We start from the raw sequence: 11,684 nt of genomic DNA on the forward strand, positions 1-11,684 counted from the left end.
TAAGTTAGTTTCATAATGAAAATAGATACAGACTTCAAGAGTAGTTGCTATTGATACGAGTTCCCGTTTTTCAAGGGGAACTTTTTTTTGTCTCAAAATTTGAGGTATTGCTCTGGACGATCGTCTCAATAGTATGATGATTCATAACTACTGATATGATATCCAAAAATAAACTATGTCTGAAAATCAATTGTTATTAGTACCGGGAACTTTGTGGAAAAGACTAAAGGAACAAACTGAATATGCTCTGGAATGTGGCGCACTCCAACCAATACCCACAGAATATGAATTTGTAGAGCAGGATAATATTCGCTTCCTGGTGCGCATTTTGTCTAATTTATCGCGCAAAGATGAAGCTAGAAAACAGCAGGAAAAAAAGAAGGTTGTCACTGGCAAAGATTTTAATCCTTTTCTACCTTATGAGGAGGATTTATTTGTTGCGGATATCTCTAGAACTCATCTGTGTCTGTTGAATAAATATAATGTTGTCGATCATCATCTACTTATTGTCACTAGAGAATTTGAGGAACAAGAAAATTTACTTAATTTGCAAGATTTTCAAGCTTTGGGTAGTTGTATGGGGGAGTTTGAAGGTTTAGCATTTTATAATAGTGGGAAAATCGCAGGTGCGAGTCAACGTCATAAACATTTGCAAGTAGTTCCTCTTCCTATGGCGCCAGATGGAGAGAAAATACTGATAGATAGGGCGATCGCTATTGCGACGTTTGACAATGGGATAGGTGTTGTGTCTGACTTTCCTTTTCGACATGCTATAGCTAAGTTAGATTCTGCTTGGGTGCATTCTCCTGTTGAGTCTGCTGCTGAGATACTGGAATCTTATTTGACTTTGCTCAAAGTAGTGGGTATAGAAGGTAGTAATGGGATGAGTGGAAAACAGTCTGGTGATTATAATCTTTTGGTGACGGGAGAATGGATGTTGGTTGTGCCGCGATCTTATGAAGATTTTCAGTCTATTTCTGTGAATAGTTTAGGTTTTGCGGGTGCTTTGTTAGTGAAAAATCAGGAACAAATGAATATTATTAAGGAGCAGAAACCTTTAACTATTCTGGGTCATGTTGCTTCTTCGTGATGAAAATATTGGAGTATGTATTTAGTCTGTCATGGTGAGGGAGTAACAAAAGCGGCGTTGCTTATATGTGGGATGAATTAGTGTGGGGAGTGTGGGGAGTGTGGGGAGTGTGGGGAGTGAAAGATTCATCCCTTGGTTCAGCAACGCCACAAAAGCAATTATTTTATTTGAAGCACCCCCCGAAGCAATCTCTTCTATAATATGTGGAGATTGCTACCTTGAAGAAAGGTTTCGTCTACGGCTAAGTTAATGGCTAATCCTAGAATTTAACTGCTTCAATACAACTGATATCTAATAACCGATAAATAGGTTATAAAAAAATGATAACTGATAAGTGACTGTCGGAAGGGTGAAACAGCTATATCTTACAATCTACAAGTCTCTGAGCGAGAAAAGACTTTATACCGTAATCACGGACCCACTGTGGACGCAATCCTACAGGTAGGTGTCCTGTGCAATCTGTGTCGAGACTAAAAGTTAGGTCATCCCAGTACAACCATTTCCCCCGTTGACGCCATCCGACTGTATCACAGAAAGCTTCCCATATTTGACTATCATACTGCCTTGTACCACCCATATTCTGATAAATTTGCTTCTGCACAGAAAAGCCAAACTTACCATTACTGTATTTTATCCAAAGTTGGTCAATAGTACGCAGGTCTTCACAAGAAAAATTATCTATATCTTCTATTCTCAGCCAACCTTCCTTTTCTCGTCTTGCAACTTTCAACATACAGCGCTCAGTTTCCTCATCTGCTTCTTTCCACTTTCCTGTCGCTAATAAATCACGCAACTTTTCATAATTTACCCCTCTAACTGAAACCAAAGGTACATGATTAGACGGAGAATATTGTGGAAGTTCTTGATTTTTTTGAGATTGAGACATAATAATAGGTTGATAATAGAGATTTGGTGGAGTTTGGAGACCAAACCCCTACTATTTTAGCTAATTTCGTGGAGTGGGTAAAGATTGATTAATATAAACTCGTGGTAAATCAAGTAACATTTGCTTACTCTACAACTGTATTTTGTTATAGTTGGGAAATAAAAGTTCATTAAGAGAATAAAAAATCCTATTATATGGAATCAAAAAAAATATTAATTGCGACTAAAACATATCTTTAATCCTGGTTTTTTTGAAATAGTTGAAAAAATTGTTCATCTGTTAGTTCAACTATTGAGTTAAGGTCGATGGTAAAGTTTGTCATAGTCTAGTTATTTTTGTTAGATATTCAGTCAATAAAACAATATCTATTCTTTGTGAAGTTGCATCTAATTTTATTTTTGCTGAGTTTTCCTTCTCTAGAAAAAGATGCTACTTAGTTGAATAAAAAGTCATGTATATGGACGAACAAACCCTTATAACAAAATAATATCAAAGTTATTTGAAAAATACAAGCTGATTCTGGTAATATTTTTTTTAGAGCTTCGCAAAATGAAAGCAGCTCACAGGATAAAATTTTTTGGGTTGACGACTATCTACAGTAAAATAAGCAAAAAGTTCGGGAATTTGTGGATGCTTTTCTAACAACTCCAACCTTTCCGCTTCCTGTGCAAATAACTCCGCAGCTTTTTCCATAGTTTCTGTTCCCTATGCTTGAGGAAGAAACTGTTTAATCACACAAGGAGGTGATAATGGTTTAAATTCATCTACTGCTAAAAAAGTGCGACCAAAACCACCTTGTCCGAGAATACTTTTTGCCAAATAACGCTCTAAAAGTAATAGTTTATTTCCACATTTTTGGCAAAAATGAGAATTATCGGGGTTAATATTCAGACATTCGGGGTTGAGACATTGAGATATGATAAAAAGTTTTCTGATAGAAATTTTTGGCAGGGTTTGGAGCAGGGTTTGGAGACCAAACCCCCTAATATTTTAGCTAATATAGCTTGGGTTTTGCTGCGCAACATGAAAAGCTATAGTGAACCGAACAATACCTATTTTTGTAGCGTTGCTGAATCAAGGGATGAATCTTTGAGTAAAAGGTAAATCCAATCTTTTAGTTCCTCTGGCGTTGCTGAAACCTTGGAATGAATCTTTTACAGACCACACGGACCACACTCTCCACACTCCCCACACTAATTCATCCCACAAATATGCAATGCCATTTTTGTTGGGTTTCCTCCGTCAACCCAACCTACTTTTATTCCTTCTTCCTTATACCAAATTCATGGATAGGCAGTTACATCTTAAGTTGTGATTTATTCCTACAATAAAAAAATATAAATTCCATAAATTATAAAAATAAAACATTTTTTCCTCTTTTTTTATATTTTTTTTCTTTGCCTGTTACCTGTTACCTGTGTCGTGAATATAGCAGTATTTTATGAAATTGATATTAGCTTACGGCAGCTTGCAGGTAAGCAGGTACACAAAATTAATTACACATCTATACAAGCTAAATTATTTCCTTTCTAAAGATTGCAGAGAATTAGAATAGGTAAATAATTTTGTAATGGTACTTATATGCGGTACAAATATTAATCATAAAGCGTTTGTAGTGTGGTCATCTTACCCGCAAGTAGTGTACCTGACTGAGATAAAATTTGCTATAGCGTTTCTCAGCCTAATGAGGTACACATATCTTTATTTTTATTCTATTCCCTGTTCCCTACTCCCAGTTAAGTGTTCCCTAAAACCAAGGAATTTTATACCTCACCAACATGGGAATTGCTATATAAACTATTTTAACTTCGACAAAGAAATTATAGAAGGATTATTTTTCCCTGAACTAACAGTTATCGTAATAATTTTTGCGTCAATTAATCTGACTTCTCCTGGCGGTTTATCTATGCCGGGATTAATTAAATATGCAGGAAAACAAGCTGCACTTAAGCTTAATCTTAGAGCTTTACCTTTATCAATTTTCATGCAAGTTGGTTGTAAACAAATTTTCACTGGTAAATCATTCTTAACAACCTTGATATAACCTTGAGTAAAATTATAAACATTCCCATTTTGTGTCACTTCAGATAACACAGCAGAAAGGTCAAAACTACTTGTATCTGCCGTGCAATATACATCTACAAAAATATCTCCCGCTATGTGTAAATCTTCGGTTAAAAATTCAGAAGTATAAGTCAAAATATCAGTGCGACAATCTAATTCTGAACGTTCAAAAGAACCTGCCGGAAATGTTGCATGACCTCCCAATGCTGGAACAGGTCGCCAAGGGTCATGTACGAATGTATCATCAGCAGAATTATCAGGGCACTTTTCCGTGAGGCTACCCGAATCTTCTCTCATATTAGCAAGTCCTGTACTAGCCAAATAATAGAACTTGTAATTATTACTCGGCCAGGAATTAAAATTACACCATTCATTACTTCCCATCTCAAATAAAGAAACAGGCGATCGCTCTAATATTCCTGTATTTATTCCTTTGAGAAATTTGTCGAACCATAATATTTGTAGCTCATCTATAGGACTAGAAGCTCCTAAACCATAATTTACGGCTCCTAGCTTTCTTCCCCAAGGAATATGAGACCACGGACCGACGATTAATTTTTGTAAGAATTTACTGCGACTAGCCATTTCTTTATATAAATGAATTGTACCTCGTAAATAGCTGTCAAACCAACCACCGATATGTAACATTGGCAGGTCTATATTTTCCATATTTGGCGATAGGTTTTGCCAATATTCACCTGGTTGATAATTTTCTATCCACTGATGGTAAAAAGAATCTTTTCCATACTCATTAATCACTTTTGGTAAAGCAGGATTTGTAGTAGATAAAGGCAGGTTTCTCGAAGTTTGATAAAGCTCTTGATAAGATTGTTCATCTCCTCGTAAACTAGCAGTTTCTGTTGCTAGTTGAACTGCCCAACCTAAGTTTGTTTGTAGACAAAAAGCTCCACCTTCATATGCCCAATCTGTATATAAATCATAACCAATCATTGCCGGACAAATTGTTTTTAGAGCTGGAGGTTTAGCACTAGCAGCATATAGTTGAGTCATGCCTTGATAAGAAAATCCATACATTCCTATTTCGCCAGTGCTACCTGGTAAATTTGCTGCCCAATTAATAGTATCAATTCCATCTTGAATTTCATGGGCAAATAATTCAAATTTACCTTCGGATGTACCTCTACCTCGCACATCTTGAATAATCACAATATAACCATGAGCAGCGTACCATTTTGGATGAGCATAGACTACCGTTGAGGCGATCGCTCTGCCATAGGGTTGTCGCATTAATATTACTGGAAATTCGCCTTCTGCATCAGGGCGATAAATATTAGCATCTAAACGTACTCTATCTCTAGTCAATATGGAAGTAGTTTCTTTTGGTAAAATTTTCATTTTAATATTTGTAAGTGATACGAATTATCATGCATTAATGCTATAGCAATCATATTTAAGTTGTAAGATTTTAGTGGTAATGAGGAGTCAGGAGTCAGGATTCAGGAGTCAGAATATCAAAGGATTTTGATTGTTATTAATTGTTCTTAAATATCTCATAAATCATTCCTGATTGCTATATACTTAGGTGACACTTCAATTATTAAGTAATTAACATGGGCAGAATAACCTTTTTGATAATTATTAAAAAGTAGTGTGTTAATTATTTATGTTTTTACTTCTCTCGTGCTCTCTTACTCCCATACTCCCCTACTCAAGATACGGGTTGAAAAGTTTTTGAGAAATTGTATAACTGAGAATAGGGGAAAAATAAAGTAAAGGAGGATAGGGAATAAAAAGCTTTTCAATAGCTAGTTCAATAATTAATAATTAACAATTAATAATTAATAATTACCTCTTCTTAAAACAGATAGGATTGGTTAAAAGGAAAATTTTTTATTCTCAAGGGGAGATTGGATCTGGCGAACTTCGGAGAGGCTCTGCGCTCTTCGGGAAACCTCGCAATCCCATTCTACTCCAAGCTCCGCTTTTCATGTCGGCGACAGGCGAAATGACCGCTTTTTCTCCCTGAAAGGAGAGGTTTTAAACCTTGGTTTTTCGGTAATTAAGTGGATATAGTAGAAAAATTTAATTGTAATATTTGCAGTAAGCAAGAGAAGAAAAAATCTGGATTTTTCAGTAGTTTTTTAATTCTGGCTTCTGCCTTTTTTCTCAATAGACCTCTTGCAAAAGTTTTAATTAAATAAATTCAAGATCTAAAATTAACAATTTCATCTCCCTCCATACCTATTCCCTATTCCCTATTCCCTGACTTCTGCAAGAAGTCTAATATTTACCAAAATTTGAGCTTGTCAAAACTTGGATATCTTCTTCATCTAAATCTACTGGTGTTCCACTGCGAATTAGTTCCGCAAAATCTTCATTTGGCACCATAATACATAAGGCATAAAGACGAGTTGAACCAGTATTTTCTATAATATGATTACCTGTTGGTGGCATGAGAATACTATCACCAGCACGAATATTAATAGATTTTCCATCACAGCTTGCTTTCCCTTCTCCTTTGAGAATAAAAAACATTTCTACAGCGAAATGATGTTGATGTAAAGGTGTTTTTCCTCCTACATCAAAAACTTCTAAACATACAGTTAAAGAAGCATTGGCATTAGCGGGGCTGAAAATAATTGCTAATTTATTATTATCATTAGGACTAATACGATATGCTTGGTAGTCTTGGGGAGACTTCACCACTGGAATCATGCAATGAGTAATCATTTTCTTATAGGTAATAGTGTTAATTTATTTAGGTAATTATTTATTATTGTCGCTATACTTTGAAGGTTTTAACTATTAGCTTTGGGTAGCACGTTCATTAATTGATAATGGATAATGGATAATTACCTCTGGTTAAAACCGTGAGGAAATTGAATATAAGGGCTAGGGTATTAATTGATAATGGATAATTGACAATTATCCATTGGTAAAGGGAGGCTAATAAAGCTGAATTATTTAATTAATAATTATTAATTATTAATTATTCGGTAAACTTTTTTGATTTACTATAGTACTAAGCATTTAGGGCGCGGACATTGGTAAATTATAAAGCTCAGTCATAGATTACTTTTAACTTTTGTAGGAGCGAATGGCCATTCGCCCCTACTGACTTTTGACTTGCGCTATAGCTTCTAAAATTGCAAGAGAATTTGTGACAAACCCAAAACACTGTTTCACATTATAAAGAGTAGCTTGCCAACAATATTCAGGGGAAGTAGTTGCACTACAGTCGGAAACTAAAATGCAGTCATAACCAAGAAAATTTGCATCTTGTAATGTTGCCATTACACATTGGTCTGCATTTACTCCAGCAAACAAGAGAGTTGTTTTGCCAATATTTCGCAAAATACTGTCAAGGGGAGTATCCCAAAACCCACTCATTCTATATTTACTTACGCGAATATCTCCTTGTTTTTGCTCCAACTCATCCACAACTGCTGCTGCCCAACTTCCTTCTATAAGTACAGGGGCGCTATTTTTTGGTAGTGGATCGCCTAAACCTATACCCTTTCCTGTGGGGTTGTAGACATGGCGTAACCCAGCACTGATATTCAGTAAGTCGGGGCGGTTTCCCCAATTTAACCAAACGATCGGAACGTTTTGCGATCGCAATTTTGGTAAAAGATTTATCAGTGGTTTAATGGGAGACCTTGCAGGTGTCACATCTACACCAATATGAGCTAACCAACCATCGGGATGACAGAAGTCATTTTGCATATCTATAACTAGAATTACTGTTTTAGCTAAATCTAAGTTAATGGTTTTGGTTTCAGTTTTGATGACAACTGGTTTGACAGGAAGAGGTGGACGGGTAATATCTACGGTTGTCTCATCAACTACCCACGCATTAGGGGGTACACCCAAGGTTTCAAGAGAGGCATTTTGCATAATATTATATCGTTTCACGGAACTCAAAACCAAGTACACAATTCTGAAGTAATCTCAGAATTTGACATCCTCCCCGGCCTAAAGGCGCGGCGATTCCTACCGAGCCGAAGCCCCTCGGCGGGTTGACGTTTCTTTGGCTGCTGCACCCACCCCTCTTGCTCCCCTCCCGGGAGGGGATGGGGGTGGGTTATGCTTGCCTCCACGTCCGTTTTTTGTCTCCGAATGCCCTCCGGCGACTAATATATTTATTGCTGCATTCTCGTCTCTATCATGTTTTGAACCACAGTTAAGACACTCCCATTCTCGCACCTGAAGGTCTAGCTTCCCACCTTTAAAGCCACAATTTGAGCAAATTTGAGAAGTAGGCTCCCAACGACTAATTACTCTGAAATCGCGACCATATTTTTCTGCTTTTCCTTCTAAAAAAGTCCTGAATGTTCTCCAACCTAAATCTGATATGGCTCTGGATAATTTACGGTTCTTAATCATACCAGGAACGTTTAAATCTTCTAAAACAACTGTTTGGTTTTCACGAATTATTTTAGTAGATAATTTATGCAGAAAATCAGTCCTTGTATCTTTTAATTTGGCATGGAACTTAGCAACTCTAACCCGTGCTTTTTCATACCTTTTAGATCCTTTAGTTTTATGAGATAATGACTTACTTAACTTTCTTAACTTCTTAATTCGTTTCTTAAGTGGTTTAGGAGCATTAACCTTTGTACCGTCGCTCAATGTAGCAAAGGTTGAAATGCCTAAATCTAACAAAACTGAATTATCAGTTTGAGGTAAGGTTTCTGGTTGTATTTCTACTACAAAACTTAAGAAATATCTATGGGCTGAATCTTTGATTACTGTTACTGATGATGGAGCTGTAGGTAACTCTCTAGACCAAACTATTTTCAGCTTTCCTATCTTGGCTAAATAGATTTTATGTTGACCAACTTTAAATCCTCCCTTTGTAAACCTAGCAGTTTGCTTTGACTTTCTACTTTTGAATTTAGGAGGTTTAATAGGTCTACTTTTTCTCTTGGCTTTTGTCGAACTGAAAAAGTTTTGATAAGCCTGGTTTAAATCATTTAAAGATTGCTGCAATGGTATAGCAGAAACTTCTGATAGCCATTCTCTCTGTTTAGTCTTTTTGGATTGAGTGATAAACTGTTTTTGTAGTTCTGAATTAGTGGGCTTCTTTCCTCCTAACTTATACTTTTCTTGACAACAAGCTAGGCTATCGTTCCAAACCACACGTTCGCGAAGCGTTGCGCCAGCAAACACAACCAAATAGCTTGGATAATCGGTATTTTTGTCCGGGTGTGGGATAGATACGATACTTAAATCTAGCTTTCATAATTTGACTATTAAACTAACAACATGATAACATATTTATTGAATAAAAACAAATTTAAAAGTCGCCCTTCTAGGGCGAGGCTTTAGACCCAATTTTCTGGTAAAATTTCACAGCAATTTCATTAATTCATGCTAGTGGCGTGACACACCTAAAATTTTGCAATAGTAGGGGTTGGTTCTAGTTTAAATTAAAGAGTTTAACCATCAGATAAAATAAACCCACCCCAAAGCTCTAATGCACAAAATTAGTTGTGTCGGTCAACTAGAGTATTCGGTTTAGAGGCAAGTAGCCACTCACTCCTACAGGTATATTGATGTATCATTATTTTTTTTATTTCGTATTAAATCAATTTCAACCAATTATTTCACTTGATAGATATCAAAATATATCAATCCTATTTTATTCCTGTCAAAAATATTACTGCTTTTTAGGGGACAGGTAAGAGTTTCAGTTTTTTTATTTACTTTTTGATTACCCGCAACCTATGCGCGGATTGCTATATTTGTGAAATAGTTATGGTATTACTTGGTAAATTCATTTATTAAATTTCCTAATAATATAGCAATTCCCATATTCGTGAGGTACAAAATTCTTTGGTTTTAGTGAACAGGGAACGGGGGAAAGGCAATAGGGAGTAAGGAGTAGTAATTCTTGTTCCGTAGGAATAAATAAAGAAGAAAAACAACTATACCTCACTAATTTGAGAAACGCTATATAGAAAAATTATCTACTTTTATTTTCCTCGATTGTAGATTTTTAGTTATATAATTTAAGAATATTTTAATTTTTATTTTAAAATTTTTGCATAGTAGATTTAGATAATAGAAATTAGCCACATAAAAATATTGTTATTACTTCTAATTGCCAAGAGTAAATATCAAAATTTAGATTAGAGTATCCACCATAAACTCATAATTTAAAAGTTTAATCATTCTTGTAATTAAGGTAAGAGAACTTGATAATTTTCTAAGATTAATGACAACTATTTTAACGAAGTCATAAGTCATAAGTCATAATTTATTTTTGTAAGGTCAATAACTAATGATCCTATCCAAGCGATCGCTAAATTAGAATATAATTATCAGATTGTAGTTAGACCTATATTTCTCACAAATTAATTTAAAAGCCGAATTCAGAGAGGATAAATGGGGATTTTTTGCGGTCGCAAAAATTGCGAGGATAGAGCAATTAAAAATTTACCCTTGATTTTCTCAAAACTGAAGTGAAGAAGGAATAGTTTAATTAATTTTTGAATTCTACTATGAACAATCAGACTGAATGAAAGTTTCACTCAATCAACAAACAGTATTTTTAGCGCTCTTTGAAAAAATACAACTTATCTAGTATTTGGAATATTTGGAATTCGAGTTTAAGCAATCGTTAAAACATCTTGATAAGGACAAGTCTTAGCTATAGCGGCAATAATTCTTCTACAACTAATAGTTATTCTGGCTGCCAATTTCAAAAGATTAAGATGAATTGTTCCCACAGTTGATTAAGCTAATGAAGTTTTTTTTTAAACAGTGTTTCCTAAAAGCATTTACGAGAATATAAGCTAAAGAATGTAGCCATAATCTGAGTTGATTGTTATCAAATATAGCAATATGATTTGAGTTGTGAGATATTGGAGACTTTTAGGGAACAGGGAACAGGGAATAGGGAATAGGGAAGAATAAAATGTATCTTATTCATAAGATAACTGCTATATTCTATCCTTTTAAGGAACACCTCAATTCTCACATCTGATTCCTGATTGCTATATTTGAGTTTAAGTCCTATCAGCAAATAAATCTAACTGTTGTTCCTTAATCCGATTTTCCATTTCTCTGTATAAAGTTTCGATGGAGCAATTTTTGAAGCAAGTAAAGACGTTACAATTTGACGCATTTTTAAGGCATCACCTCCATAACAAACTTTTGTAACAACTCTTCTTTTATAACTCCAGGAACTTTCCGTTTGATAACAAATAGAACGATACAAAGTTGAAGAAGGAACTAATTTTTTTACTTCTTCTAAATCTTCATTTTTCTGAAAATACCTATCCATTAATTCAGTTATCGGAGTAAGTTTTTCTTTATATTCATCTTTAGCTTTGCCAATTACAAATGAAAGGTTAATTATATCCTTAAACAATTCGTATCAAAGGTAATTATACTGTACTTAATACCAAATATGGTTATCAAAAGTATCTTTTTCAAATCCCTCTCTAACCATCACCCCATCTCCCCAAAAGGATACTCTATAAACAGGATTTAGTATCATATACCTGAAATGCGCTGTAAAACTAGACGAATTACTAAATAAAAATCAGTTCAATAATTAATAATTAAATAATTATGGTTGAAAGCCTCTCATGAGCAAGGAGAAAAAGCGGTCGTTTGCCGAGCAGTCCGTCAGGATGGGATGGCGAGGTCTCCCGCTCTTTCAGAGCCGCTGCG

Annotated in this window: 8 protein-coding genes and 3 pseudogenes; 2 read left to right on the plus strand and 9 right to left on the minus strand. The window is 35.1% G+C overall.

Going from position 1 to position 11,684, the window contains the following annotated elements; genetic code table 11:
- The first annotated feature begins 175 nt into the window (after nt 1-175).
- Both ACP6PM_RS07050 and ACP6PM_RS07055 read left to right on the plus strand, forming a co-directional pair.
- Nucleotides 176-1,090: an ATP adenylyltransferase family protein gene (locus tag ACP6PM_RS07050; protein WP_426583137.1), complete on the plus strand. Its 915-nt coding sequence runs from the start codon at nt 176-178 to the stop codon at nt 1,088-1,090.
- Between the two features lie 65 nt (nt 1,091-1,155).
- Nucleotides 1,156-1,290 (plus strand): hypothetical protein, encoded by a 135-nt coding sequence (locus ACP6PM_RS07055; protein WP_426583139.1) that lies wholly within the window; start codon nt 1,156-1,158, stop codon nt 1,288-1,290.
- 158 nt (nt 1,291-1,448) lie between these two features.
- On the opposite strand, the gene ACP6PM_RS07060 is transcribed toward ACP6PM_RS07055, so the two are convergent.
- From ACP6PM_RS07060 to ACP6PM_RS07100, 9 genes and pseudogenes are all read right to left on the minus strand, one after another.
- The gene (locus tag ACP6PM_RS07060; protein ID WP_426583141.1) at nt 1,449-1,976 is read right to left on the minus strand and encodes a GUN4 domain-containing protein; all 528 of its coding nucleotides are present in this window, start codon (nt 1,974-1,976) and stop codon (nt 1,449-1,451) included.
- A 582-nt stretch (nt 1,977-2,558) separates the two neighbouring features.
- Nucleotides 2,559-2,894, minus strand: a pseudogene (locus ACP6PM_RS07065) (4-Cys prefix domain-containing protein); the annotation flags it as partial.
- Between the two features lie 879 nt (nt 2,895-3,773).
- Nucleotides 3,774-5,396: a CocE/NonD family hydrolase gene (locus tag ACP6PM_RS07070; protein WP_426583143.1), complete on the minus strand. Its 1,623-nt coding sequence runs from the start codon at nt 5,394-5,396 to the stop codon at nt 3,774-3,776.
- Nucleotides 5,397-6,281: 885 nt separating this feature from the next.
- Nucleotides 6,282-6,731, minus strand: coding sequence for a cupin domain-containing protein (locus ACP6PM_RS07075; protein ID WP_426583145.1), 450 nt, complete (start codon nt 6,729-6,731; stop codon nt 6,282-6,284).
- A 381-nt stretch (nt 6,732-7,112) separates the two neighbouring features.
- Nucleotides 7,113-7,898, minus strand: a complete 786-nt coding sequence (locus ACP6PM_RS07080; protein WP_426583147.1) for a cysteine hydrolase family protein — start codon at nt 7,896-7,898, stop codon at nt 7,113-7,115.
- A 96-nt stretch (nt 7,899-7,994) separates the two neighbouring features.
- A complete protein-coding gene (locus ACP6PM_RS07085; RefSeq protein ID WP_426583149.1) occupies nt 7,995-9,173 on the minus strand; it encodes an RNA-guided endonuclease InsQ/TnpB family protein in 1,179 nt (392 codons plus the stop codon).
- Nucleotides 9,127-9,246 carry a helix-turn-helix domain-containing protein gene (locus ACP6PM_RS07090; RefSeq protein WP_426583151.1) on the minus strand — a complete coding sequence of 40 codons (120 nt, stop codon included), beginning with the start codon at nt 9,244-9,246 and terminating at the stop codon, nt 9,127-9,129. The genes ACP6PM_RS07085 and ACP6PM_RS07090 overlap by 47 nt, the downstream gene beginning before the upstream one ends.
- Nucleotides 9,247-10,615: 1,369 nt before the next feature.
- A pseudogene (locus ACP6PM_RS07095) lies at nt 10,616-10,841 on the minus strand (transposase); the annotation flags it as partial.
- A 176-nt stretch (nt 10,842-11,017) separates the two neighbouring features.
- Nucleotides 11,018-11,349, minus strand: a pseudogene (locus ACP6PM_RS07100) (transposase); the annotation flags it as partial.
- Nucleotides 11,350-11,684 lie beyond the last annotated feature (335 nt).

This window comes from Dapis brunnea BLCC-M229, from assembly GCF_050015995.1.
Taxonomy (GTDB): domain Bacteria; phylum Cyanobacteriota; class Cyanobacteriia; order Cyanobacteriales; family Microcoleaceae; genus Trichodesmium.

Excerpts from the sequence above, each read along its gene's own strand:
- ACP6PM_RS07050 (WP_426583137.1), top strand. The coding sequence starts at position 176 with ATGTCTGAAAATCAATTGTTATTAGTACCGGGAACTTTGTGGAAAAGA.
- ACP6PM_RS07055 (WP_426583139.1), top strand. The coding sequence starts at position 1,156 with ATGTGGGATGAATTAGTGTGGGGAGTGTGGGGAGTGTGGGGAGTGTGG.
- ACP6PM_RS07060 (WP_426583141.1), bottom strand. The coding sequence starts at position 1,976 with ATGTCTCAATCTCAAAAAAATCAAGAACTTCCACAATATTCTCCGTCT.
- ACP6PM_RS07070 (WP_426583143.1), bottom strand. The coding sequence starts at position 5,396 with ATGAAAATTTTACCAAAAGAAACTACTTCCATATTGACTAGAGATAGA.
- ACP6PM_RS07075 (WP_426583145.1), bottom strand. The coding sequence starts at position 6,731 with ATGATTACTCATTGCATGATTCCAGTGGTGAAGTCTCCCCAAGACTAC.
- ACP6PM_RS07080 (WP_426583147.1), bottom strand. The coding sequence starts at position 7,898 with ATGCAAAATGCCTCTCTTGAAACCTTGGGTGTACCCCCTAATGCGTGG.
- ACP6PM_RS07090 (WP_426583151.1), bottom strand. The coding sequence starts at position 9,246 with ATGAAAGCTAGATTTAAGTATCGTATCTATCCCACACCCGGACAAAAA.